Below are 24866 nucleotides of genomic sequence, written 5' to 3' on the forward strand. Positions count from 1 at the left end.
TGCCGGTCAGACGGCGGTGGGCGCCGGGGGCGTGGTCGGCGGGCGCAGTCGGTCGCGGATGATCCGCACGGCGGCCTCCGCGTCGTCCACGGTGACGGTGAACTTGCGGCCGTCGCCGAGGCTGAGGACCACGCCCTCGCCGCGGCGGACGATCACGGCGGTGCCGATCTCGGGGCGCCAGCGGTAGCCCCAGCCGCCCCATTGGCGGGGGGTGACCGTGGGGGCGAAGTCCGCGTCGACGACCTGGGCGAGCGGGATGCGGCGGCGCGGCAGACCGATGTGTCCGCAGCGGACCTCCAGGGAGTCCTGGTCGACGCGGACCGCGACGTGGACGAAGGCCAGCGTGCCGAACAGCACGAGCAGGCCGGCGGCGATGCAGCCGACGACCGACATGACCAGGGCGAGGACGCCGCTGTTCCATTCGGACACGACGGCCAGTTCGATGCCGAGCGCCACACAGGCCGCGCCCGCGAGGGCGAGCAGCCACTGCACGCGGTTGCTCGCTCGTCCGGTCCAGATCTCGACGGGGGCCTCGATGGGGCCCCGGTCGCCCTGCGGGTGGTCCCTCATGGTGTCGAGAGTACAGACGACCCGCCGGCCCGGCACCGGAGCACGGAGCGTGACTGCGGGGTGTCGCCGGAGGTCAGCGGGCCTGGCTGAGCGCCGCCAGAAGCCGTCCCTCGGGGTAGGCGAGGGCCCGCTCGGCGAGGGTCGCGGGCCGTCCGCCGTGCAGGACTGTGACCGATCCGACAGGGGCGGCGTCCGGGGCGGGGGACGCGCCGAGGCGGCGGAGCACCTGGGCGGCGACGGCGCCCGCGGAGCCGTGCAGGATCAGGGCCGGCGGGTCCTGGAGCCCGCCCTCGTCCCCCGGGCGTCCCAGGGCGGTCCTGACCCGCTCGGCGACCAGTTCGTAGTGGGTGCAGCCCAGGACGACGGCCCTTACTCCGTCCGGGGTACGGGCCGCCGCCGCGGCGATCGCCCGGTCGACGGCGTCCTCGTCGGCGTACTCGATGGCGTCGGCGAGGCCCGGGCAGGGCACTTCGGTGACCTGCGCGCCGGAGGCGAAGTCGGCGATCAGGCCGCGCTGGTAGGCGCTGCCCGTGGTGGCGGGCGTCGCCCAGATGGCGAAGGGTCCGCCGCCGGCGGCGGCGGGCTTGATCGCGGGGACGGTGCCGACCACCGGGAGCGCCGGTTCGAGCCGGGCGCGCAGCGCGGGCAGGGCGTGCACGGTGGCGGTGTTGCAGGCGACGATCAGGGCGTCGGCGCCGCACTCGGCGGCGGCCCCGGCGACGGTGAGGGCACGCCGGGTGAGGTCCTCGGGGGTGCGCGGTCCCCACGGCATGCCGTCGGGGTCGCTGGACAGCACGAGGTCGGCGTCGGGGCGCAGTCTCCGTACCGCCGCGGCGGCGGCGAGCAGTCCGATTCCGGAGTCCATGAGCGCGATCTTCACCCGGTCACCATAGACGATGGGCCGGTGCGGCCTGGGGGCCGTGGGGGACACTGCGCGGGTGAGCGCGATGGTCTGGATTGCCGTGGTGTCCGCCGCCGCCTGGGGGTGGCTCCTGCTCGGCCAGGGGTTCTTCTGGCGCACCGACGTGCGGCTGCCGCCGGGGCGGGCGCCGCTCGTGTGGCCCCCGGTCGCGGTGGTCGTCCCGGCGCGGGACGAGGCCGGGATGCTGCCGCTGTCCCTGCCCTCCTTGCTGGCCCAGGACTACCCGGGGCCGTTCGAGGTCTTCCTGGTGGACGACGGCAGTACGGACGGTACGGGGGCGCTGGCCCGGGAGCTGGGCGAGCGGTACGGGGGGCCGCGGCTGACCGTGGCCTCACCGGGCGAGCCGCCCGACGGCTGGACGGGCAAGCTGTGGGCCGTGCGGCACGGCATGCGGCTGGCCCGCGGGGGCGCCCCGCGGTACCTGTTGCTCACGGACGCCGACATCGCCCACGCACCGGGCAGTCTGCGGGAGTTGGTGGCGGCGGCCGAGACGGGCGGTCACGACCTGGTGTCGCTGATGGCCCGGCTCCGGGTGGCGAGCGCCTGGGAGCGGCTGGTGGTTCCGGCGTTCGTGTACTTCTTCGCGCAGCTGTACCCGTTCCGCCGGGTGCGGCGGGCCGGGAGCCGGACGGCCGCGGCGGCGGGCGGCTGTGTCCTGCTGCGGTCGGCGGCGGCGGAGCGGGCGGGGGTGCCGGAGGCGATCCGGCACGCGGTGATCGACGACGTGTCGTTGGCGCGGGCGGTGAAGTCCACCGGCGGCCGGATCTGGTTGGGGCTCGCCGACCGGGTGCACAGCGTGCGGCCCTATCCGCGCCTCGGTGACCTGTGGCGGATGGTGGCGCGCAGCGCCTACTGCCAGCTCCGTTACCAGCCGCTGCTGTTGGTGGGGACGGTGGTGGGTCTGGTGGTGGTGTACCTGGTGCCGCCCGCGGTGGTGGTGGCGGGGCTCTGGGCCCGCCCGCCGTCGGTGGCGCCGGCCCTGCTCGGGGGGTTCGGGTGGCTGGTGATGACGGTGACGTACGTCCCGGTGCTGCGGTACTACCGGCAGAGCCTCTGGCTCGCCCCGACGCTGCCGTTCACCGCGCTGCTGTACCTGCTGATGACGGTGGACTCGGCGGTGCGGCACCACCGCGGGCGCGGCGCGGCGTGGAAGGGCCGGACGTACGCGGGCCCCGGTCGGGCGCCGCAGGTGGCTCCGGAGGAGCGGTGACGCGCAGGTCGCGCGCCCCGCTCCCCCGGTGCGTTCCCGGGCGGTGCGCGAGGGTCACTTGCGGCCGGGGGTCCAGGTGAGGCCCCATCCGTAGGCGTGGTCCACGGTCCGTTGGATGCCGATGCCCGGTTCGGGCACCAGGTAGCGGGCTTCGCGGCGGACCACCAGGTCGCCGTCCTCCTGGGTGAGCAGGGCGAGCGCACAGACCGGTGAGGTGACGGTGCACTCGTCGAGGAAGAACTCGACCGGTGCCCCGTGCTGGGGTCGCAGGGTCACGGTGGCGTGCAGGTCCGCGAACGAGTCGGCGCCCTCGTAGATCATCACGAAGACGAGGACCCGGCGCAGTGCGGTGCGGTGGTCGAGGTTGATCGTGAGGTTCTCGCCGCCCTCCGCGGCGCCCGTGCGGTCGTCGCCGTCGAGGTGGACGTACGGGGGCTCGTGCAGGGCGCCGTACGCGTGGCCGAGGGCCTGCACCACTCCCTTGCGCCCGTCGGTGAGTTCGTACAGGGCGCACAGGTCGAGGTCGAGGTTCCGGTGGGGGCCGCGGGGCCTGCGCCACCGGGAGCCGCGGTCCTGGGGGCGTTCCCGTACGCCCCAGTTGAGGTTCACGCGCAGCGTTCCGCCGGTGCCGCCCTGTTTGGCCAGCGACACCGCGGGGGCGTCCTTGGTGAGCGTGACCTTGCTCAGCCGTACCGGGGTGGCGGGCGGGTCGGGGGTCCGGGCGGGTGCGTGGGTCGGAGTCGGAACCGCGGGCGGGGTCGGGGTGACCGGGGGCGGGGCGTCGGGTGCGGGGGCGAGTGCGGTGGGGGTGACCCCGAAGTCCTCGGCGAGGGCCCGGCGCCCCTCTCCGTAGCCCTGGCCGACCGCGCGGAACTTCCAGCCGCCTCCCCTGCGGTACAGCTCGCCGAGGACCAACGAGGTCTCCACGGTGGCGTCCGCGCAGTCGAAGCGCGCCAGTTCCGTTCCGTGTGCCGCGTCGAGGACGCGGACGCCGGGCCGCGACACCTGCCCGAAGGTGCCGCTCGCAGTGGACACGGCGAGCACGATCCGCTCGACGGCGTCGTCCACGCGGGCCAGGTCCACGGCCAGGGTGTCGGTGAGCCGGTCGTTCCCGCCGCGCCCGTCCTCGTACCGGACCGCGGTGGCCGGGCGGCCCGGCCGGATGACGTCTCCGTCTCCGCGCACCCTGCCTCCCGCCAGGAGCAGCGCCACGGAGTCCACCCGCGGGACGCCCGGCCCCGCCCCCCACTCCAGTTCCACCCGCACGGCGGCCGTCGGTACGACGGCGTTGGTGCCCTTCGACATGGTCATGTGTGCCCCCTCCTGAGCGTCCGCCGCCGCACACCGCAGCCGGGCGTCCACGGCCGACCCGGTCCCCGGTGCACGCGGCCCCTGTTCGTTCGTTCCCGGAGCCGGTCCCTTGCCCCACGGGCAAGCGGAGGTGGACTCCGGCGAATGCGGATGATCACTGGTCAACCACCGGTAACCACCCTCGGAATCGCCCTCCTTACACGATCCTTACGCCATAGTGCGACCGTTTTTTCCGAATTCACTCGTATTGGCGATCAGCGGCTACGTCCGGCACGGAAAACAACCCTCTTATCTGTCTCCCCAACCAGCACATCGTGGGCTTAACTTAGGTGCCATGACCTCCCCCCGCTCCACCTATGGCGGCGGTTACTACTCCGCGCCGTCCTTCAAGGACACTCCGATCTACGACTCCCTCGTCGCAGAACGGGGCACTCCCCAGATCGCCCCGATCCGGGTCCCCGCCGCGTACGACACCGGCAGCCATCTGCCCGCGCTGCCGTCGGCACTGCCGGCGCTGCCCGCGGCGCCCGCTCCGCAGCCGTACCCGCCGCAGTACGGGTACGCACCGCAGCAGCAGCAACCGGCGCCGCTCCAGCAGGCCGCGCCCCACTTCCCGCAGCAGGCGACCGGCGTGCCGCGCGGTTACCCCGGTGCCCAGCCCCAGCCGCCGCGGCCCGCCCCGCCCGTCGGCTACGAGGCGATGCGCCCGGCGACCCCGCGGCCCGCCCCGGGACCGGCCTCCTACGAGGATCCGCACCACCGCCCCTACCGCGGGTACTGACGGACGCCGGCACGGACGGCGTCCCCTCCCGCCCGGTGAACGCTGCTGGCAGGATGGATGCATGGCGAGTCCCGTGTTGGCGTCCCTGCATGTCTTTCCGGTGAAGGCCGCCCAGGGCCACGCGCCCGACGAGGCGTTCGTGGAGCCATGGGGGATCTCGGGCGACCGACGCTGGATGCTCGTCGACGGCTCCGCCAAGGTCGTCACCCAACGCCAGTACGCCCGGCTGGCGCTCACCCGCGCCGAGCCGTTGCCCGGGGGCGCGGTCCGGTTGTCCGCACCCGGCCGCGCGCCCCTGACGGTCACCGTGCCCGACCCGGTGCACCGGACGTCCGTGCAGATCTGGGGGGACAAGGTCGAGGCGGTACCCGCCGACGAGGCGGCGGGCGACTGGTTCAGCGAGTTCCTCGGCACCGAGCTCCGGCTGGTGCACCTGGCCGACCCCGCCACCAGCCGACCCATCGACCCGGACTACGCGCACCGCGGCGAGACCGTCTCCTTCGCCGACGGGTTCCCCCTGCTGGTCACCAGCCTCGCCTCACTCGACGCCCTCAACGCGCTGATCGCGCACGGCGACCACGCAGCGGAGGGCCCCTTGCCGATGAACCGCTTCCGGCCGAACCTCGTGGTGACGGGCACCGAGGCGTGGGCGGAGGACCACTGGTCGCGGATAGCGGTCGGCGAGGTCACCTTCCGGGTCGCCAAGAAGTGCGGGCGCTGCGCGGTGACCACCACCGACCAGCACACGGCCGTCCGCGGCCGGGAACCCCTGCGCACGCTCGCCCGCCACCGCCGCATCGACGGGAAGCTCGTCTTCGGCCAGAACCTCGTCCCGGAACACCCCGGCACGCTCCGGGTCGGTGACCCCCTCACCGTCCTCGGGTGACGGCTCCGGCCGGGGGCCGTCGCGAGCCCCCGCCACCGGACCGGCACGGGCCGCTGACCGGCCTTTCGCTCTGGTCAACTCGGCTGCCCCGCACACGCTACGGTGGAGCGGCCGAGGTCTTCGGCAGCACTCGCGACACCCGCGCATCCGACGAGGTGGGGACAGAACAGCGCCATGGCACAGGGCACGGTCCAGGTGACGCACACGGGCACATCGCGGTGGCGACGCCGCACGGGTGAGTACGGCTCCCTCGCCGCGGCCCTGGAAGCCGCGGGGGACGGCGACGTGCTCACCGTCGCCCCCGGGACCTACCGGGAGAACCTGGTGATCGAACGGGCGGTGACGCTCCGTGGGCCCGAGGGGGCACCGGGTTCGGTGCGCATCGCCCCCGTCGACGGCGTGCCGCTGACGGTGCGGGCGCCCGCGGCCGTCCACGGGCTGGTGTTGGAGGGTCAGGACTCGGCCGCCCCCGCACTGCTCGTGGAGGAGTCCGTGCCGGAGCTGACCGACGTCCGGATCGTGACCAGGTCCGCGGTCGGCATCGAGGTCCGGGGGAACGCCCGCCCGACCGTGCGCCGTTGCACCGTCGACAACCCGGCGGGCATCGGGATCGCCGTCCTCGACGGCGGCGGCGGGGTCTTCGAGGACTGCGAGGTCGTCGCCGCCGGTCAGTCCGGGGTCGCGGTGCGCAGCGGCGGACACCCCCGGCTGGACCGGTGCCGGGTGCACCACACCTCCGGCTCGGGCCTGTCGGTGACGGGCGAGGGCTCGGCCCTGGAAGCCGTCGGCTGCGAGGTGTACGAGGTCAAGGGCTCCGGCGTCCAGGTCACCGGACGGGCCACCGCCCACCTCACGGACTGCGATGTGCACCGGACGACCGCCGACGGGATCACCCTCGACACGGACGCGGTGCTCACCCTCGCCGACTGCCGCATCCACGACGTCCCCGAGAACGCGGTGGACCTGCGTTCACGCTCCGTGCTGACGCTCACCCGGTCCACGGTGAGCCGCTTCGGCCGCAACGGACTGTCCGTGTGGGACCCCGGCACCCGGGTGGACGCCCACCAGTGCGAGATCCACGACAGCACCGGCGACTACCCGGCGGTGTGGGTCAGCGACGGCGCCGCCGTCGTGCTCGACTCCTGCCGGGTGCGGGACGTGCCCGACGCGCTGTTCGTGCTCGACCGCGGGTCCCGTGCGGACGTCGTCGACACCGACCTCACCCAGGTCCGCAACACGGCCGTGTCGGTGAGCGACGGGGCGACGGCCCAGCTCGACGACTGCCGCATCCGGGAGGCCGCGACCGGAGCGTGGTTCCGTGACCACGGCAGCGGCGGCACCCTGGCGAACTGCACGGTGGACGCCGTCCAGACGGGGGTGATCGTCACCAAGGGCGCCGATCCCACCATCGAACGCTGCACCGTCACCTCCCCCGCCGAGGCCGGCTTCTACGTGTCGGCGGGCGGGCGGGGCACCTTCACCGGCTGCAAGGTCACCGGCAGCGGCGGCTACGGCTTCCACGTGATAGACGGCTGCCGCACGACGCTGCGGAAGTGCCGTACGGAGCGCTGCGCCCGCGGCGGCTTCGAGTTCGCCGAGGAAGGGCCCGTCGCCGAGGACTGCACCAGCGACGAGAGCGCCGGACTCCGCATGCCCACGGCGCCCGCGGTGGCCACCGCGCAGGCCGCCCTTCCGACGGCCGAGCGGGCGACCCCCGCGACCCAGCCGGTCGGCCTGCTGTCGGGCCTGCCCGCCCCGCGCGCGGCGATACCCGGCTCGGCGGCGGCTGCTTCCGAGGCCCCCGCCGAGCCCGTACGGTCCGCCGACGAGGTGCTCGGGGAACTCGACGCCCTCGTCGGCCTGGAAAGCGTCAAACGCGAGGTCCGGGCGCTCACGGACATGATCGAAGTGGGACGACGGCGCCAACTCGCCGGACTCAAGGCGGCGTCCGCCCGGCGCCACCTGGTGTTCACCGGCTCCCCCGGCACCGGCAAGACCACGGTGGCCCGGTTGTACGGCGAGATCCTCGCCTCGCTGGGAGTGCTCCACCAGGGACACCTGGTGGAGGTGTCCCGCGTCGACCTGGTCGGCGAGCACATCGGCTCGACCGCGATCCGCACCCAGGAGGCGTTCGACCGCGCCCGCGGCGGAGTGCTCTTCATCGACGAGGCGTACGCACTGTCGCCGGAGGACTCGGGGCGGGACTTCGGACGGGAGGCGATCGACACCCTCGTCAAGCTGATGGAGGACCACCGGGACGAGGTCGTGGTCATCGTCGCCGGCTACACCGCCGAGATGGAGCGGTTCCTCACCGTCAACCCCGGTGTCGCGTCCCGCTTCTCCCGCACCATCACCTTCAACGACTACGTCCCGGACGAGTTGTTGCGGATCGTCGAGCAGCAGGCCGAGGAGCACGAGTACCGGCTCGGCGAGGACACGCCGCAGGCACTGGTCCAGTACTTCACGGCACTTCCCAAGGGCCCCGCGTTCGGCAACGGCCGCACCGCGCGGCAGACGTTCGAGGCGATGGTCGAGCGGCACGCGGGCCGGGTGGCGCAGATCGCCGAACCCAGCACCGACGACCTCACCCTGCTCTACCCGGGAGACCTGCCCGCACTGCCCTGACGGGGCAAGACCCGGGGAGGCGTGCCGGTGGGTCAGCCGCTCGGACCGCCCGCCTCCCCGTCCGGCCGGGGCGACGGAACGGCGGACGGCCGCAGCCGGTCCAGGAGCCGTTCGCGTTCCCGGGCGAACACCGGGTCGGCCTGGTAGTCGGAGTGCCCGAGGATCGGTGCGGGCAGCGGATGCGTGAACGTACGACCGTACGCGAGGGGGTCCTTCAGGGGGCTCCCGTCCACCTCCGGGCCGCGGCCCCCGGGCAACAGGACCGGCCCGCCGATGGGGTCGGTCCGCCGGTAGAGGTTGCGCCAGCAGTCCACGTCGCGGTGCAGGTCGGCCAGTGCGGCCGAGCCGAAGCAGGACGGGAACCAGCGCCCGTACAGGCGCTCCAGCGGGGAACCGTAGGTGAGCAGGGCGACGCGTTCACGGCTGCGGGGGGCGAGTTGCCAGGCCGCCGCCGCCGCGAGGACGCTGCCCTGGGAGTGGCCGGAGATGATCAGGCGCCCCCGGGTCCGCCGGGTCCAGGTGTGGACCCGCCAGGTGAGGTCGGGGACGGCGCGTTCCGCGTAGCAGGGCGGGGCGAACGGATGGGCGGCCCGGGGCCAGAACGTGCCGACGTCCCAGAGGATGCCGATGGTGCGCCGGGCCTTCGGGTCCCGGTAGGCGCGCCGGGCCGCGACCACGAGCAGCAGGAACCCGGCCCCGACGAGCCACGACCCCCCGGTCTGTGCCAGCTCCACCGCGCCGGCCACCACCTCCGGTGCCCCGGCGGCGGCCTCCGTGGGCACCGCGCGGGTGGCCCAGGCGGCGCTGAGGGCGGTCACCTGGCACACCAGGGTCGCCGCGGCGAGCGTGCCGACCACGAGCGGGGCCCGATCGGTGAGGGCCGCTCCGGCGCGGGCCAGGGCGATGTGCCGGGCCCGCACCGCGTCCTCGGGGGTGGTGTCGGGCGGGCCGCCGGGTGCCGCGGCGGCGGCGCCCTCGTCCGCCGCCTGCCCGGCGAGCCCGGTGCGCGGGCCCGGCGGATGCTCCTCCGGATAGTCCGCGCGGACGTCGGCCGTCCCCGTGCGGGCGCGGTGCAGGGTGACCGCCGAGAGCCCGGCCAGCACGAGCACGACGACGAGCAACAACGGCGGCAGTACCGCCGCCTGCCAGCTGAGCAGGACCGGCGGGCCCGGCAGGGGAGCGTCGCCTCCGGCGGGGGGCCCGGTGTCGTCCAGCCAAACGGCGGTCCGGTGGGCGCCACCGCCGGCCATGACCCCGGCGAGGGCGCAGGCGAGCACGGTGGCGGCGGGTCCGCCGAAGCCGCGCAACGCGGTCCGGGTGGCGGGGGCCCGGCGGTACAGGGCGTGTGCGACCACGGCCAACACCAGGACCAGCGCCCACTGGAGCAGGGCGAGCGCGCCGAACGCCAGGTCCCCCGGCAGCCGGCCGTGGGAGCGCCACCCGGGCCGCGACCAGCCCGCGTAGCCGACCGCCAAGGCGAGGACGCCGACCGCCACCAGCGGGAGGAACCGTACCCGGGCCCGGTCCCGGCGGCGGTCCGGCAGTCGTTCGCTGCGCCCCCGCCGAGCGACCACGGCGACGGTGAGCGCCGTGCCGGTGGCGATGACTCCCGTCACCACGACGCCCAGGACGGTCAACGGCCCTGAATCCCCGCTGCGGTGGTCGAAGCCGAGGGCGGGCGCGGTGACGGTCGCTGCCACGGTGAGGAGCGCGGCGGCCGTGTGGGCGGCCCGCAAGCGCGCGACCAGCCTGCGCCCGTACCAGAAGCCGGGCCGGGCCAGCGGTGTCCGGTCGTCCGGCCGCTCCACCGGGTCCTCGGCCTCGGCAGCGGACAGGGTGTCCGAGGCGGCCGGGGCACGGGAGTGCAGGTCCGGGGGCTGCTGGGACTCGTAGGCGTTCCAGGTGCGGTGCGACAGGTACCAGAGCAGGCAGGTCAGTGCGGTCGGGGCGAGGGCGGCCAGGGCGAGGCGGCGGCCGGGCTGGGTCCACCAGCCGCCCGGTGAGAGGTCGGGCGACAGGAACCCGAACCACGGCAGCTCCGCGGCGCAGCGCCGGGACCCCGCGCACTGCCAGGCGACGAGGTCGAGGGCGACTTCGCAGGCGGCGGCGACGAACAACACGGTGAGGGTGAGCGCGACCAGGCGCACGCACAGGGCGTAGCCGCGGGCGGCACCACCGCCCCCGTCGGAGGCCGGGCGCATCCAGTGCGCGAGGTTGACGACCATGAACGGCAGCAACAGGAGCCACAGCGCGCGGCTGCCGCTGCCGGAGGTGAGGTTCGACCAGACGTACGCCTCCGGTACCGGGCGGCCGTCGCCGGCGGGCCGCCGTTCGGCGTCCAGGTCACCCGCCCGACGGTGGACGGCCGCCGTGTCGTCGCCGGTGACCCGGACCGTCCGCGGATCGTTGAGCATCTGTGGTGCGCTGGCCCCGCCCACTCCGTGGACGAGGAGTTCCAGTGCGGCTCCGGGCGGGTGCGACGGAGCGTCCGCCGGTGGTGAGGACGGTGTGCGCGCACGCTTCATGGCGCTTCCCCCCGGGGGGTGTGTCGTGTGAGGAGCCCAGAATCGCGCGGGCCGGGTCCTTGCACACCGGTCCTGACGGAATCTCCCCGATTGGGGGGAGCACTTCCGGTCGGCGGGGTCGTCGTGGGCACCGGGAGGGAACGCCGCCGACACGACGGTCAGTGGCGCGTGCGAGGATGGGTGACCCTGGGGTTGCCGTGAGCCCGTGTGCCCCGGGAGAGGGAGTCGACGCGCCGTGCCGCCCGAGCACGCGTGCGGACCCGGTCGGACCGATCGGCCGGTAGCGTCCCGCCCGCCGCGGGGACGCGTGGCAGCGAGTCGGCCCGCACCGGTGATGGACAGCGAGGGACAGACGGATGCCGAACGGGTGGAGTGGGCCGTGACCGAGAACCAGAACCTCCTCGCGGAGCAACGTCGGGCCCTGATCGTCGACGAGGTGCGACGCCGGGGTGGGGTCCGCGTCAACGAACTCACGCGCAGGTTGGGCGTGTCGGACATGACGGTCCGCCGGGACCTGGACGCCCTGGCCCGGCAGGGCGTGCTGGAGAAGGTGCACGGCGGCGCGGTCCCGGTGGTCGAGGCGAGCACGCACGAACCGGGGTTCGAGGCGAAGTCCGCCTTGGAGCTGACCGCCAAGGAGGACATCGCACGGGCGGCGGCGCACCTGGTCGTGCCGGGAGCGGCGATCGCCCTGTCGGGCGGCACCACCACCTTCGCGCTGGCCCACCACCTGTTGGACGTACCGGAGTTGACCGTGGTCACCAACTCCGTGCGCGTCGCCGACGTCTTCCATTCGGCGCAGCGCGGCTCGGGCCAACGGCAGGGGTCGGCCACGGTGGTGCTGACCGGTGGGGTGCGTACGCCCTCGGACTCCCTGGTGGGTCCGGTCGCCGACCAGGCCATCGCCTCGCTCCACTTCGACGTGCTGTTCCTCGGGGTGCACGGCATATCGGCCGGGGCCGGACTGTCGACGCCGAACCTGGCGGAGGCGGAGACGAACCGGCGGCTGGTGCGCTCGGCGCGTCGGGTGGTCGTGGTCGCGGACCACACCAAGTGGGGCACGGTCGGACTGAGTTCGTTCGCGTCCCTGGATCAGGTGGACACGCTGGTGACGGACTCGGGGCTGCGCGCCGAGGCCCGTGCGGAGGTCGCGGAGGTGTTGCCTCGGCTCATCGTCGCGGGCGAGCTGGACGACGAACTGGACGGTACAGACAGCTGACGGGCAGCCGGTTAGGGTGACGTCAGCTCGGCGCTCGACCCGGGGTCCCACGCGGCGCCGGAATCTGTGAGGGGGTCCTCATGGCACGCCGTCTGAGCCCGGTGGGGCTCGACTTCACCACGACCGCGCCCGTGCGGCTGGTCTTCGCACGGGAGGTCCCGGCCGCTCCGGACGTGGTGTTCCGGGCCTTGGCGAGGGACGTGGAGCAGTGGCCGTTGTGGTTCCGCGCGGTCACCGAGGCACGACCGACGGACGGCGGTCGCCTGGTGCGGCTGCGCGGCGGGGGCCGGTTCGAGGAGACGGTCGTCGCCTCCGACGCGCCCGCGCAGTACGCCTATCGGGTCGACCTCACCAACGCGCCCGGGGTGCACGGGTTGTTGGAGGAGTGGGTGTTGACGCGGACGCCGGACGGCACCCGGGTGCAGTGGACGGTGGCGGCGGACGGTACGGCGGTGTTCCGGTTCGTGATGCGGCGGGCGCGCCCGGCACTGGGGCGGTCCTTCCGGGACGCCATGGAGGAGCTGGCGCAACGGCTCGCCGGCCTCGACGGCTGAGCCCCCTACGGCCACCGTCCCGTGCTGAACAGCGTGGCGATCGCCGACCGGTACGGGGCGATGTCGAGGCCCTGGGCGGCCAGCCAGTCGTCGGAGTAGTACTTGTCCAGGTAGCGGTCGCCGGGATCGCAGAGCAGGGTGACGACGCTGCCCGTGCGGCCCGCGGCGACCATCTCGGAGACGATCTTCAGGGCGCTCCACAGCCCGGTTCCGGTCGATCCCCCGGCCTTGCGGCCGATGGCGTCCTCCAGCGCCCGGACGGCGGCGACGGAGGCGGCGTCGGGGACCTTCATCATCCGGTCGACGGCCCCGGGGAGGAAGCTGGGCTCCATCCGGGGGCGCCCGATGCCCTCGATCCGTGAGCTGCGGTCGGTGGTGACCTCCGGGTTCCCGGTCGTCCAGCCCTCGTAGAAGCAGGAGTTCTCCGGGTCGGCGACGCAGATCCGGGTGTCGTACTGCATGTAGTGGACGTAGCGGGCGATGGTGGCCGAGGTGCCGCCGGTGCCCGCGGTGGCGACGATCCAGGCGGGTTCCGGGTAGCGTTCGCGCTCCAGCTGACGGTAGATCGACTCGGCGATGTTGTTGTTGCCGCGCCAGTCGGTGGCCCGCTCCGCGTAGGTGAACTGGTCCATGTAGTGGCCACCGGTATCCCGGGCGAGCGCGGCGGACTCCTCGTACATGGTGCGCGGGTCGTCCACGAAGTGGCACCGGCCGCCGTGGAACTCGATCAGACGGCACTTCTCCGCGCTGGTCGTACGGGGCATCACCGCGATGAAGGGGACACCGATCAGCTTGGCGAAGTACGCCTCCGAGACCGCCGTCGAGCCGCTCGACGCCTCGATGACGGGACGGTCGGGCCTGATCCACCCGTTGCACAGCCCGTACAGGAACAGCGAGCGGGCCAGCCGGTGCTTGAGGCTTCCGGTGGGGTGCGTCGACTCGTCCTTGAGGTACAGGTCGACGCCCCAGGCGTCGGGGAGCGGGAAGCGGAGCAGATGGGTGTCGGCGGAACGGTTGGCGTCGGCCTGGACCTTGCGGACGGCGTCCTTCAGCCAGCCCCGGTACCCGTCGTCGGAGCGGTCGGTGTCGAGGGTGGGGCGCGGGCCCGCGCCGGCCGGGGCACCGCCCGCGGGAACGGGGTCCGGGAGGCCGGCGGAGGGGGGCGCGGTCGGCACGGAACCACCGTGCGGCGGCGGTGTGGGGAGGTCTTCCGCTCGGGGGGTGCTCATCGCGTCTCCTCGGGGCACCCGGTGCCGGGGCGCCGGCTAAACCCACCCGTGTGGCGGGCCCTATGCCTCGATCATATGCGTCTGCGTACCGCATCTCACCTGCATAAACACCGCTTGGGTAGGCTCAAGGCAAACCTTGGGACGCGCTCTGGCGCGGGAGCCTCGCGCGGGGGCACACTGCCACTGCGGGACCAGCACGGGGCGATGAGGGGGCCAGGGCATGGCGACGGAACCGGAGTTCACGGCACGGGGCGTGCGCATCGAGAAGCGACTGCGCTCCCTCACCCGCGCCGGCCAGGTGCGGATCACCGGCGGCAGGCTGGAGTTGCTCACCAGCTACGGCAGCGAGATCGACAGCGCACCGGTGGGGACGGTCCGCGCGGGCACCTCCTGGTTCGCACCGGGGGACCGGGCCCATGCCGATGTCAACGGCACCCGGTACGTGCTCACCCTGGACGCCGAGGAGCAGCCGCAGCAGCCGGCGGAGCGGTCGGACTCCTCCGCGGCGCGTCGGTTCGTGGAGGCCGTGCGCCGGGCCGGCGACCGGACCGACCGGGTGCGACGGCGCACCTGAGGGCGGCGCCCCGCTCCGCCGGTCCGCGGTGGTCGTGAGTTGCGGCGCCGGGCCCCTTGCGGCACGCTGGTCTCACCTCACTCAGGTTACTCAGGGTTTACCGGCGATGACGCTGCGAACCAGCCCGCCGGACAGACAGCAGGCGGTGGTGGGGAGCCGTTCTGCTGGCATCGGTACTCCGTCCTCTTCCGGACCTCAATTCGGGGAGTCGTTGCCGTGATCAGCGAGCCAAGCAGGCACTGCACGGTGGAGCTACAAGCCCTGCCGTCGCGGATCGGACAGATCCGCAGAATCGTCTCCGCGCAACTGCGCTACTGGCATGTGGACGCTCTGATCGACCATGCGTCGCTCGGTGTCACCGAGCTCCTCGCGAACGTCCACCGCCACGCCGAGCCCGACAAGACGTGCACCGTCGACATGGAGTTGTTGTTCGACCGGTTGACCGTGTCGGTGCTCGACCACGACCCGCGACTGCCACAGGTGCGGCCGGCCGGCCCGTTCGACACCAGTGGGCGGGGGCTGGCGATGGTCGCAGCCGTCAGCGAGAGCTGGGGCGCACGGCCGTTCGGCACCTCCGGCAAGATCGTCTGGTTCACCCTCCCGGCCGTCGCTCCGGCCCCCGTGGTGGCCACCGTTGCGGAGCACGCGGTGTACGGGTCGGTGACGACCGGCCCCCTGGACGAGTGGGTGACCGTCACCTCCGTGCCGGCGCACTCGGCGCTGCCGGGCTGACCCGGTCCCCGTGCGCGGGCACCGGGTCACACCCGTTCGGGTCAGGAACCGTCGTCCGGTCGGGCGCCGAAGTCCGGGGCGAGGACGGACTGCCGTCGCCAGTACTCGTCCTCGTCGATCTGCCCGGCGGCGAAACGGCGGCCGAGGACGGCGAGGGGCGAGCCCGCGTCGGCGTGCGGAGCGACTCGGGGTCGCCGGTCCCCGCGGTACCCCCACGGCCCGGGCCCGCCGCCCCGGCCGGTGCGGCGCAGGGCGGTGACCACGCCGATCACCACGGCTGCCCAGACGAGCGGCATCAGCAGGATCCAGGGGCCGGGCCCGCCGCCGCCCCAGTCGGCCAGTGTCACCATGACGGTTCCTCTCCTCGAAGACGGGCCCGGTCGACGCCGTGCCCGGTGGTGGTGCGGATGCTTCGAGCCTCCCGCGGCAGGGGGGTTCCGGGCGTCGTACGTCCAGCGGCACTGCGGGTACCGCGCGGGGAGTACCGCACGGGGCAGCGCCCTGCTCCCCCTCCCCCGCGGACCGGGAGTGCGGTCGCGGGCGGAACCGGGCGTGGCTCGGTGGACGGCGGTCGGGGTCCCGGCGGACCATGGGGCCATGACCGCCGGTCGCTCCGAGCGGAAAGGACCTCCCCTTGGCCACTCCCCCACCACCCTCCGCGCGCCCCGTGCCCGCCCCCGGCCCCGCAGGGGCGAACACCGCGGGGCCGGGCACCCGTGCCCCCGCCCCCGTCTCCCCGCTCCCGCCGACCGCCCTGGCGCTGGCTGCCACCGCCTCCTGCGCGCCGCTGCCGCGCCGGGCCTCCGTCGTGATCGTCGGCGGCGGCGTGATCGGGACCAGCATCGCCTTCCACCTGGCGGAGGCCGGCGTCCGGGACGTGGTGCTCCTGGAGCGCGGCGCCCTCGGCTCCGGGTCGACGTGCAAGGCGGCGGGCGGGGTCCGCGCCCAGTTCTCCGACGAGTTGAACGTCCTCATCGGCGCCCGCAGCCTCGATGCGTACGCCCGGTTCGGGGAACGGCCGGGTCAGGAGATCGGACTGCGCCGGGTCGGCCACCTGTTCCTCCTCTCGGAGCCGGCCGACGTCGCCGCGTTCACCCGTGGCGTGGCCCTCCAGAACGCGCTGGGCGTGGAGAGTCGGCTGGTCGACCCGGCCGAAGCGCGCCGGTTGTCCCCGCTGATCACCACCGAGGGGTTGCTCGCCGCCGTCCACTCCCCCCACGACGGCCACTGCACCCCGCAGTCCGTGGTCCTCGGCTACGCCGGGGCGGCCCGGCGGCTGGGGGCCCGGCTGTACACCGGGGTGACGGTGCGCGACCTGGAACTCCGGGGCGACGAGGTCCGCACCGTGGTCACCGATCGGGGCCGGGTGACGGCGGACACCGTGGTCTGTGCGGCAGGTGCCTGGTCCGGCGCGGTGGGGGCGATGGCCGGGGTCGACCTGCCGGTGACCCCGCTACGGCGGCAGATGCTGTGCACCGGCCCGATGCGGAGCCTGCGGGAGCTGGCGGAGCCGTTGCCGTTCACCGTGGACTTCGGCACGTCGTTCTCCTTCCACCAGGAGGGCCCCGGTCTGTTGATCGGCATGTCCGACCCGATGCAGGAGCCAGGTTTCGACACCTCCTATTCGCCCCGCTGGCTGCCCCGGCTCGGCGCCGCCATGGCCCGACGCGCGCCGGCGCTGCTGGACGTGGGGCTCGGCGGCGGCTGGGCGGGCCTGTACGAGATGAGCCCCGACGGCAACGCGGTGCTCGGTCGATCGGTCGCCCCCGCCAACTTCGTGTACGCCACCGGGTTCTCCGGTCACGGTTTCCTCCAGGCTCCGGCGGTGGGCGAGATCGTCCGGGACCTGTGCCTGGGGCGGGCGCCGTTCGTCGACGTCGGCCCGTTGCACGCCGGGCGCTTCGCTCCGGGCGCCGCCGCCCCGCGCCCGGAGTCGCACGTCGTCTGATCCGCGCGGCCCGGCTCACCGCACGGCGATGTCCACCGCGGGACGCAGCGCCGCCGCCGCGGCCAGGGCCCGGTGCGCCGGGTGGGAGGTGAACGCCTCCAGGAGCGCGGGGTCGGCGGGTTCTTCGACGGCGGGCAGCGCGATCTGCTGGTACGCGGCCTGGAACCGCGGTCCCCAACGACGGGCGCCCAACCGCGCGGTACGGGAGCAGTTGTCGACCATGTGGGCGACGCCGCGGGCGTGCATGTAGGGCAACAGGGAGTCGACGGCCTCGATGACGGACTCGTTGACGATCTCGGACCAGGGGTGGCCGCGCTCGACGAACTCGTCGATCTGTGCGGTCGTCGTGGCGGTGAACATCCCCGCGGTGAGCGGGTCGACGGCCACCGGACGGGTCTTCCTGCGTTCGCGCACGGCGGGCCCGGCGGCCCACATCGGGGACCGGCCGATCTCGGTCATGGGTCGGGCGGCGAGCCGGTACTCGGCGAGGATCACGCTGCGCAGTTCGGTGCCGTCGGCGACCTCGTCGTAGATCTCCGCGACGATCTCGCGCGCGGGCCCGTACGCGGCGGTGTACGCCCGGTCGAAGGCGCCGCGGCCGGCGGCGTCGAAGCCCTCGCGGACGGCGCGTAGCCCCTCGCGGGAGACGGTGCGGGCCAGCGGTCCTGTCACGTTCTCGCAGGAACGTTCGTACGCGGTCACCGGGTCGTCGCCGGCGAGCCGGAAGTGCTGGTGGAGCGCCTCGACCAGGCCGTGCACGGCGCCCAGCAGGATCGCGCGCTCCCCGACGACGTCGGAGAGGTACTCGCTGTCCAGCGTGGTGCGGAACGTGTACGGGGAACCGAGCGCGACGGACCAGGCGAGGGCGCGGTCGACCGCACGGCCGTCCGGGTCGGCGTGGACGGCGAAACTGCTGTTGATGCCGGCGCCGTTGACTTCGGTGCCCTGTTCGTACAGGCGCCGCACGGAGTCGCCCATCCCCTTGGGGCAGACGGCGATGACGCCGTGTCCGGCCGGGAAGTCGGCGCCGCGGGACCGTAGGTGGCCGAGGAGGAACCCGTGGGAGAGCCCGATGGTGGCGCCGGGCTTCAGCGCGGCGAAGATCCGCTCGTGGTGGGTGGCGAGCGCGGCGTCCGCGATGAGCAGGATGACGAGGTCGCTCCCGGCGGTCACGTCGAGCCAGTCGCCGAGGGTGCCGTCCGCCTCGGTGAAGCCGTGTGCGCGGGCATCGGCGGCGGAGGCCGAACCCGGGCGCAGGCCCACCGTGACGCGGACGTCCGTACCGGCGAGGGAGTCGCGGAGGTTGCGGGCTTGGGCGCGGCCCTGCGGACCCCAGCCGATCACTCCGATGCGGCGCACTCCGGCGAACGCCTCGGGCAGCAGGGGGAAGAGGTGGCGTCCGCCGCGCAGCACGGTTTCGGTGCCGCCGGGCACGTCCATGGTCTCGGGGGCGAAGACGGCGGAGGTGAAGGTGTTCGTCGGGCGCGGGGTCGTCGGGTCCTGGGCGGTCGCGGCGGGTTGGCGGGTGGGTGGGGCCGGGTGGGCGTGGTTGCTCGGTGTCATGCCAAGGGTTGTAGGCTCCGGCACACCGTTGCAGCAAGCGCAACTTGTGCAGCGGGGCGTTCCGCTAGGAGAAAGGCCCAGGTGGCAGGGTGTCCGAGCATCATGAGGAGCTGCGGGTGTTCCTGCACCTGGCGGGGACGCTGAACTTCGGGCGGACCAGTCTGGACTGTCACCTCAGTCCGGCGACGCTGACCCGGACCGTGCAGCGGCTGGAGGTCCGCGCGGGGGCCCGACTCTTCGACCGCGGCCCGCGCGGGGTGGCGTTGACGACGGAGGGGCAACGCTTCAGGCAGTACGCGGCCCGCGCCCTCGATCTGTGGCACGAGTACCGCGCCGGGCATGCCGATCCGGTCGAACTGACGGGAACGCTGGGCGTGTTCGCGACCGTGACGGCCTGTCAGACTCTGCTGCCCGACCTGCTCGCGCCGTTCCGGGCAGCGCATCCGCAGGTCCGGATCGACCTACGGACCGGGGATGCGGCCACCGCGCTGGCCCGGTTGGACGAGGGCGAGGTGGACATCGCGGTGGCGGGCGTTCCCGTCAGGGTGCCGGACCCGTTGGCGAGCCGCACGGTGGCGCGGACCCCGCTGGTGTTCGTCACCGCGCGGGACCGCCCGGACCCGGAGCTGACCGGTCCGTTCGTCCTGCCCCGGCGGGGGCTGGTCCGCGAGGCCGCCCAGCGCTGGTTCCGTGCGCACGCCCGCACGGTGCGCATCAGTGCCGAACCGGACGGGCACGAGGGGCTGTTGGCGTTGGTGGCACTGGGCTGCGGAACGGGCGTGGTCCCCCGGCTGGTCCTCGATCACAGCGCGGTCCGCGACGTCTTGACGGTCGTTCCCGTGGAACCCGAACCCGAGGCGCTGACCATCGGCCTGTGTGTACGTCGCGTCGATCTGCGGCGGCCCCTGGTGTCGGCGCTGTGGAGCGGGACGGCCCCGCGCGGCTGACCGGCACCCGACCCCGTACGCCCGCGTCGCGCCGGTCAGTCGTGGCCCAGTGCGGCCAACGGATCGTCCAACACCGGCTGCCAGGCGAGTTCCGCGGCGCCGACGAGGCTGTTGTGGTCCAGTACGCACGGCAGGATGGGCACGCCTCCGCTGCGGCCCCACAGGCTGCGGTCGGCGACGACCGCGCGCAGCCGTTCCGGATCGGCTTCGAGCAACGACGTGTGCAGGCCGCCGAGGATGATCCGGTCCGGGTTGAGGATGTTGACGAGCCCGGCGAGGCCGAGGCCGAGACGGTCGATCAGCCGCTCGGTGGCCCGCCGGATCGCGGGGTCTGCGTACGCGTCCCGGATGAGGTCCTTGGCCTGCTGGAGGTGCGAGACCTCGGGACCCGGGGTACGGCCCGCGGCGATGAGGAACGCGAGCGGATCGGTCTCGACGTCCAGACAGCCCCGCCCCCCGCAGTGGCAGGGCCGTCCTTCGGGGTCCACCCGGAGGTGACCCACCTCCAGCGCGAGCCCCGAACTACCGGTGTGCAGCTTGCCGTCGAGCACCAGCGCCCCGCCGACACCGGTGTGCCCGGTGGCCACGCACAGCAGGTCACGGGCGCCCCGGCCGGCCCCGTGGCGGTACTCCGCGAGTGCGGTGAGATTGACGTCGTTGCCGGTGAGCGCGGGTCCCTCGATCCCGGCGGCCCGCACCTGCTCGGCGAAGACGTCCCGCACCGGGGAGCCGGGCGGCCAGGCGAGGTGCACGGGGTTGAGCGCGGTCCCCTCGGGCTCGGCGACCGCGGACGGTACGGCGAGGCCGGCGCCCACGCAGCGCCGCCCGGTGGCGGCGAGCAGATCGGCGCCGGCGGCGACGACCGCGCCGAGGATGCCCGCCGGGTCCGCGCCGACCGTCCCGCAGCCGGGCGCGGTCGCGACGATGCGTCCGCCGAGCGCGACCAACGCGGCGCGGAACCCGTCGGAGTGGATCTGCGCCGCGAGCACCACCGGCCCGTCGTCGGCGAGGTGGAGGCGGTGGGAGGGACGGCCCTGGGAACCGGTGGGTGCGCTCGGGTGCGAGTCGACGCGGATCAGCCCGAGGGATTCGAGTTCGGCGGCGACCGCGCCGGCCGTGGCCCGGGTGACGCCGAGTTCCGCGGTGAGGACGGCCCGGGTGGGGGCCCGTCCCGTGTGCACGAGCTCCAGTGCTGGTCCGAGGGCGCCGCGCCCCCGTTCGAGTCGGGTGCGCGTGGACCCGTCACCCACCGACCTCGGTGCCGTCTTGCCGCTCATGGGAGCGAGTCTGTCATGATCGGCGCGCCGCGCGTTCCGCATGCGGCCCCTGGGTACGGGTCTCGGCCGGGACCCGGCCGTTCATGGCGCGTTCTCCCCCGTATCTCCACCCCGTAGGTCTCCGTCGGGCCGTCGGTCCCTCCGTCCGGGCGGTGTGTCCGGACGGCGGGACCGGCGGTGCGGAAGGGCGGCGGACGGGCGGTGCGGACGGCTCGACCGGATCAGCCGCCCTGGGGTGCCGAGTCCGGCTGGAGCGGTAGTTCCCGTGGGACGGCCGCCCGCGAGCTGCGGGCCCGACCCCGGACGGACAGGGTCCGCGACGGGGGTCGGGCCCGCAACTCGCGCAACTCGGCTTCCAGTGCGCGTAGTCGTTGATGGGTTCGGAAGAGGAAGTCCACCTTGGTGCGCAGGGCCCAGGGGTCGACGGGCTTGGGCACCAGGTCCGCGACGCCGAGCCGGAGCGCGGCCGACGACAGTGCGGCGTCCGGCCCGAAGCCGGTGACCAGGACGATGGGTATGTACTGGGTCTGTTCGACCCGTCGCATGTAGCGGACGACCTCCAGGCTGCCGGCGTCGGGGATCCTGACGTCGATCAGCAGCAGGCCGGTGTTGCCTCTCAGGACTTCCTTCAGTGCCGCGTCACCGCTGGTGGCGCAGACGACCTCGTGGCTGAGCGGGGACAACGCGCTCTCCAGCGCGTAGAGCGTGTCCTCATGGTCGGCGACGATGAGGATCTTGGCGTCCGACGTCATGCCGCATTCCCCTCGCTAGGGCCATTCAGCATATGCCCAGAGCGACAGCGGGGATACTGAGCGTGGGACATCGGTCAGTATCCCGTCCGGAACGGAGCCGTCGCCGCCTTCGTCGGGGACGGCGCGTTCCGCCCGGGACGGGCGACCGTCCCGGGGGTGGCGTCAGACGTTCACCGGGGTCGGGGCGGAGCGCAGGACGGTGATGAGTTCGCGGACGGTGGCCGCCATCGCCTCCCGGCCCACGCTCAGGTACTTGCGCGAGTCCACGGCCTCGGGGTGCGCGGCGAGGAAGTCACGGATGGCCAGCGTCATCGCCGCGTTCAGTGCCGTGCCCACGTTGACCTTGGCGATCCCCCCGGCGACGGCCCGGCGCAGTTCTTCGTCGGGCACGCCGGACGAGCCGTGCAGCACCAACGGCACGTCGAGCGCGGTGGCCAGGTCGGCGAGCAGGGCGTGGTCGAGGACGGCGGTGCGGCGGGTCATGGCGTGCGAACTGCCGACGGCCACGGCGAGCCCGTCGACTCCGGATTCGGCCACGAACCGTACGGCCTCCGCAGGCTCGGTGCGGGCGCCCGGGGCGTGTGCGTCGAGCGGGGGCTCGCCGTCCTTGCCGCCGACCTCGCCGAGTTCGGCCTCGACCCACAGTCCGCGTCGGTGGCCCCACTCGGCGGCGGCCCGCGTCGCGGCCAGGTTCTCGGCGTAGGGGAGTCGGGCCGCGTCGTACATCACCGAGCTGAACCCGGCGTCGTGGGCCTGCCGCAGCAGGTCGTCGCTCTGGACGTGGTCCAGGTGCAGGGCGACGGGGACGGCGGCCCGTTCCGCGGCGGCGACGGCGGCCCGGGCGAGCGGGAGCAGTCGCCCGTAGCGGAACTTGACGGCGTTCTCGCTGATCTGGAGGACGACGGGGGCGTCCACGGCCTCGGCGCCGGCGATGACCGCCTCGACGTGCTCCAGCGTGATGATGTTGAACGCGGCGACGGCTCCGCGGGCGGCGACGGCCTGTGTGACGAGGTCACCTGTTGCTGCGAGGGGCATCGGGCCCCTCCTTCCTCTTCGTCCGTGCTGTTGGTTCCGTGCGGTGCCCCGGTGGCGCCGGGGCGGTGGGCTCCCGGACGGGCGTGGCGGCCCGGGAGCCCACCACGCCCGGGGGCTGGGGGCGTGGTGTGACGTGTCAGGAGGCGGTGAGGATCACCGAGCGGGTGAGGTGGCGGGGGCGGTCGGGGTCGAGGCCGCGGGCGGCGGCCACGGCCACGGCGAGCCGCTGGGCGCGCACGAGTTCGGCGAGCGGGTCGAGGCCACCGGGAATCCACTGGGCGCCGGTGGCCCGCACCTGTTCGGCGAGCCCCTCGGGCGCCTCGCCGAACATCCAGGTGGCGGTTCCCTCGGTGGCGATGCTGATGGGGCCGTGCCGGTACTCCATCGCCGGGTACGCCTCCGTCCAGGCGAGGGCGGCCTCCCGCATCTTCAGCCCGGCTTCGTTGGCCAGGCCGACCGTCCAGCCGCGGCCCAGGAACGTGAACTGCGTCCGGTCGACGAGCCCCTCCGGCAGCGGCTCGGCCAGTGCGGTGCGGGCGTCGGCGACGACGGCTTCGGAGTGCAGCCCGAGGTGTGCGCGGAGCAGGGTCAGTGCGGTGGTCGCGAAGCGGGTCTGCACGACGGAGCGCTCGTCGGCGAAGTCGAGGACCACGACGGCGTCGGCGGCCTGCATCACCGGCGTTTCGGGGTCGGCGGTGACGGCGGTGGTGCGGGTGCCCCGGGGCAGCGCTCCGAGCAGTTCCAGGACCTCGCTGGTGGTGCCGGAGCGGGTGAGCGCCACGACGCGGTCGTAGGGGCGGTGGTGCGGGAACTCGGAGGCGGCGAACGCATCGGTCTCGCCCTGGCCGGCTCCTTCCCGCAGGGCGGCGGCTGCCTGCGCCATGAAGAGCGAGGTGCCGCAGCCGACGAGGGCGACGCGCTCTCCGGGCGCGGGCAGCGCCGCGGTGTGCTCGGCGGCGAGCGCGGCGGCGCGGGTCCAGCACTCGGGCTGGCTGTTCAGTTCGTTCTCGACATGGCTCATGCCGGGTCCCCTCTCCCATGAATGCTTATTTCTGCAAGATACAGCGCACTTTCAAGCATCTTCAAGCATTTCCTTTGCAGGAAGTTACGCTAGGGTCACCCCAACGATCCGGCGACCCGGCCCACCGAACGGACTTGAACGGAGCATGTCGATGTCCCGCGACGCCCGATGGAAGGCACTGCTGGAACTGCTGGTGGAGCGGGGACGCCTCGACGTGGAAGAGGCCGCCACGGCCCTGGAGGTTTCGGCCGCGACCATCCGGCGCGACTTCGACGGGCTCGCCGAGCAGCAACTGCTCGTGAGGACCCGGGGCGGGGCGGTGGCGCACGGGGTGTCGTACGAACTTCCGCTGCGCTACAAGTCCGCACGCCGGGCGCCCGAGAAGCAGCGGATCGCGGAGGCGGTCGCCGCGCTGGTCACCCCCGGGGAGGCGGTCGGCCTCACGGGCGGGACCACCACCACCGAGGTGGCGCGCGCCCTGGCGGTGCGACCCGAGTTGGCGTCCGGCGCCCCGGCACTGACGATCGTCACCAACGCCCTGAACATCGCCAACGAGCTGGCGGTCCGCCCCCAGTTCAAGATCGTGCTCACGGGCGGGGTGGCGCGTCCGCAGTCCTACGAGTTGATCGGCCCGCTGGCGGACGCGGTGCTGCGGCAGATCACCGTCGACGTCGCCGTCCTCGGCGTGGTCGCCTTCGACGTGCGGCACGGAGCCTCCGCGCACGACGAGGGCGAGGCGGCCACGAACCGGCTGCTGTGCGAACGGGCCGAGCGGGTGGTGGTCGCCGCCGACTCCAGCAAACTCGGGGCCCGGGCGTTCGCCCACATCCGACCCGCGGCCGGGGTGGACACCCTGGTCACCGACCGGGCCGCCGACCCCGCCGTGCTCAGCCGCTTCGAGGAAGCGGGCATCACCGTCCTGGCGGTCTGAGGCCGCCGCCCGCCGAGGGCCATCGCCGCCCACGCCGACGGGGCGGCTCGTTCGCTCCCACCCGTGGGCGCCCGCCGCCGAAGGCCCTGCGGAAGTCCCCGCGGAGGACCAGGCGGCAGACCCCGCCCCGGGCCGCGCCCCCACAAGCCCACACGACCACCCAGGGGAACCCCCAGGCACTCGCACAATCAAACGCACGACCCTTGTTCGGGCCCGAGTCGGCCCCTACCCTGACTTTGTGCCGATACTAAACA

22 protein-coding genes are annotated in these 24866 nt (G+C 73.9%); 11 read left to right on the forward strand and 11 right to left on the reverse strand.

Annotated elements, in window-relative coordinates; translation table 11 throughout:
* Window positions 1-6 precede the first annotated feature (6 nt).
* Together ACFWIA_RS17205 and ACFWIA_RS17210 are read right to left on the reverse strand one after the other, a co-directional pair.
* On the reverse strand, window positions 7-570 hold the full coding sequence (locus ACFWIA_RS17205) for a hypothetical protein (RefSeq protein ID WP_385494450.1): 564 nt from the start codon (window positions 568-570) through the stop codon (window positions 7-9).
* Between the two features lie 73 nt (window positions 571-643).
* Window positions 644-1450, reverse strand: coding sequence for a glutamate racemase (locus tag ACFWIA_RS17210; protein ID WP_387005429.1), 807 nt, complete (start codon window positions 1448-1450; stop codon window positions 644-646).
* Between the two features lie 67 nt (window positions 1451-1517).
* Here ACFWIA_RS17210 and ACFWIA_RS17215 point away from each other — a divergent pair, with 67 nt between their 5' ends.
* Window positions 1518-2702, forward strand: a complete 1185-nt coding sequence (locus ACFWIA_RS17215) for a glycosyltransferase (protein WP_387005545.1) — start codon at window positions 1518-1520, stop codon at window positions 2700-2702.
* A 54-nt stretch (window positions 2703-2756) separates the two neighbouring features.
* Here the strand turns inward: ACFWIA_RS17215 and ACFWIA_RS17220 are convergent, their stop codons facing one another.
* Window positions 2757-4007, reverse strand: coding sequence for a TerD family protein (locus ACFWIA_RS17220; RefSeq protein WP_387005547.1), 1251 nt, complete (start codon window positions 4005-4007; stop codon window positions 2757-2759).
* A gap of 340 nt (window positions 4008-4347) precedes the next feature.
* Here ACFWIA_RS17220 and ACFWIA_RS17225 point away from each other — a divergent pair, with 340 nt between their 5' ends.
* From ACFWIA_RS17225 to ACFWIA_RS17235, 3 genes are all read left to right on the forward strand, one after another.
* Window positions 4348-4794, forward strand: a complete 447-nt coding sequence (locus tag ACFWIA_RS17225; RefSeq protein WP_387005432.1) for a DUF6643 family protein — start codon at window positions 4348-4350, stop codon at window positions 4792-4794.
* Window positions 4795-4855: 61 nt separating this feature from the next.
* Window positions 4856-5680 (forward strand): MOSC domain-containing protein, encoded by an 825-nt coding sequence (locus ACFWIA_RS17230; protein ID WP_387005435.1) that lies wholly within the window; start codon window positions 4856-4858, stop codon window positions 5678-5680.
* Between the two features lie 174 nt (window positions 5681-5854).
* The gene (locus ACFWIA_RS17235; protein ID WP_387005438.1) at window positions 5855-8305 is read left to right on the forward strand and encodes a right-handed parallel beta-helix repeat-containing protein; all 2451 of its coding nucleotides are present in this window, start codon (window positions 5855-5857) and stop codon (window positions 8303-8305) included.
* Window positions 8306-8337: 32 nt separating this feature from the next.
* On the opposite strand, the gene ACFWIA_RS17240 is transcribed toward ACFWIA_RS17235, so the two are convergent.
* Window positions 8338-10830 (reverse strand): hypothetical protein, encoded by a 2493-nt coding sequence (locus ACFWIA_RS17240; RefSeq protein ID WP_387005441.1) that lies wholly within the window; start codon window positions 10828-10830, stop codon window positions 8338-8340.
* Window positions 10831-11209: 379 nt separating this feature from the next.
* On the opposite strand from ACFWIA_RS17240, the gene ACFWIA_RS17245 reads away from it, so the two are divergent.
* Entirely contained in the window at window positions 11210-12049 is an 840-nt protein-coding gene (locus ACFWIA_RS17245) for a DeoR/GlpR family DNA-binding transcription regulator (protein ID WP_387005443.1), read from the forward strand.
* A gap of 80 nt (window positions 12050-12129) precedes the next feature.
* A complete protein-coding gene (locus ACFWIA_RS17250) occupies window positions 12130-12603 on the forward strand; it encodes an SRPBCC family protein (RefSeq protein WP_387005446.1) in 474 nt (157 codons plus the stop codon).
* 5 nt (window positions 12604-12608) lie between these two features.
* Here ACFWIA_RS17250 and ACFWIA_RS17255 read toward each other — a convergent pair whose 3' ends face one another.
* Window positions 12609-13832, reverse strand: a complete 1224-nt coding sequence (locus ACFWIA_RS17255; RefSeq protein WP_387005448.1) for a PLP-dependent cysteine synthase family protein — start codon at window positions 13830-13832, stop codon at window positions 12609-12611.
* 220 nt (window positions 13833-14052) lie between these two features.
* Here ACFWIA_RS17255 and ACFWIA_RS17260 point away from each other — a divergent pair, with 220 nt between their 5' ends.
* Together ACFWIA_RS17260 and ACFWIA_RS17265 are read left to right on the forward strand one after the other, a co-directional pair.
* The gene (locus ACFWIA_RS17260) at window positions 14053-14406 is read left to right on the forward strand and encodes a hypothetical protein (RefSeq protein WP_387005450.1); all 354 of its coding nucleotides are present in this window, start codon (window positions 14053-14055) and stop codon (window positions 14404-14406) included.
* 216 nt (window positions 14407-14622) lie between these two features.
* Window positions 14623-15138 carry an ATP-binding protein gene (locus ACFWIA_RS17265; RefSeq protein WP_387005452.1) on the forward strand — a complete coding sequence of 172 codons (516 nt, stop codon included), beginning with the start codon at window positions 14623-14625 and terminating at the stop codon, window positions 15136-15138.
* A 41-nt stretch (window positions 15139-15179) separates the two neighbouring features.
* Here ACFWIA_RS17265 and ACFWIA_RS17270 read toward each other — a convergent pair whose 3' ends face one another.
* A complete protein-coding gene (locus ACFWIA_RS17270) occupies window positions 15180-15488 on the reverse strand; it encodes an SHOCT domain-containing protein (protein WP_387005454.1) in 309 nt (102 codons plus the stop codon).
* Between the two features lie 437 nt (window positions 15489-15925).
* Here ACFWIA_RS17270 and ACFWIA_RS17275 point away from each other — a divergent pair, with 437 nt between their 5' ends.
* Window positions 15926-17086, forward strand: a complete 1161-nt coding sequence (locus ACFWIA_RS17275) for an NAD(P)/FAD-dependent oxidoreductase (protein ID WP_387005550.1) — start codon at window positions 15926-15928, stop codon at window positions 17084-17086.
* Between the two features lie 15 nt (window positions 17087-17101).
* On the opposite strand, the gene ACFWIA_RS17280 is transcribed toward ACFWIA_RS17275, so the two are convergent.
* Entirely contained in the window at window positions 17102-18526 is a 1425-nt protein-coding gene (locus tag ACFWIA_RS17280; RefSeq protein ID WP_387005553.1) for a ketol-acid reductoisomerase, read from the reverse strand.
* A gap of 212 nt (window positions 18527-18738) precedes the next feature.
* Here ACFWIA_RS17280 and ilvY point away from each other — a divergent pair, with 212 nt between their 5' ends.
* The gene (ilvY, locus tag ACFWIA_RS17285; protein WP_387005455.1) at window positions 18739-19596 is read left to right on the forward strand and encodes an HTH-type transcriptional activator IlvY; all 858 of its coding nucleotides are present in this window, start codon (window positions 18739-18741) and stop codon (window positions 19594-19596) included.
* A gap of 35 nt (window positions 19597-19631) precedes the next feature.
* Here ilvY and ACFWIA_RS17290 read toward each other — a convergent pair whose 3' ends face one another.
* The 4 genes from ACFWIA_RS17290 to ACFWIA_RS17305 all read right to left on the reverse strand — a co-directional run bounded on the left by ACFWIA_RS17290 (window position 19632) and on the right by ACFWIA_RS17305 (window position 23681).
* The gene (locus tag ACFWIA_RS17290) at window positions 19632-20873 is read right to left on the reverse strand and encodes an ROK family protein (protein ID WP_387005458.1); all 1242 of its coding nucleotides are present in this window, start codon (window positions 20871-20873) and stop codon (window positions 19632-19634) included.
* 221 nt (window positions 20874-21094) lie between these two features.
* Entirely contained in the window at window positions 21095-21625 is a 531-nt protein-coding gene (locus tag ACFWIA_RS17295; RefSeq protein WP_387005461.1) for a two-component system response regulator, read from the reverse strand.
* 162 nt (window positions 21626-21787) lie between these two features.
* Window positions 21788-22660: a ketose-bisphosphate aldolase gene (locus ACFWIA_RS17300; RefSeq protein WP_387005463.1), complete on the reverse strand. Its 873-nt coding sequence runs from the start codon at window positions 22658-22660 to the stop codon at window positions 21788-21790.
* 136 nt (window positions 22661-22796) lie between these two features.
* Window positions 22797-23681 (reverse strand): SIS domain-containing protein, encoded by an 885-nt coding sequence (locus ACFWIA_RS17305; RefSeq protein WP_387005466.1) that lies wholly within the window; start codon window positions 23679-23681, stop codon window positions 22797-22799.
* 151 nt (window positions 23682-23832) lie between these two features.
* On the opposite strand from ACFWIA_RS17305, the gene ACFWIA_RS17310 reads away from it, so the two are divergent.
* Window positions 23833-24612: a DeoR/GlpR family DNA-binding transcription regulator gene (locus ACFWIA_RS17310; protein ID WP_387005469.1), complete on the forward strand. Its 780-nt coding sequence runs from the start codon at window positions 23833-23835 to the stop codon at window positions 24610-24612.
* Window positions 24613-24866: the final 254 nt, after the last annotated feature.

This window comes from Streptomyces sp. NPDC127068 (assembly GCF_042724695.1).
Lineage (GTDB): Bacteria > Actinomycetota > Actinomycetes > Streptomycetales > Streptomycetaceae > Streptomyces.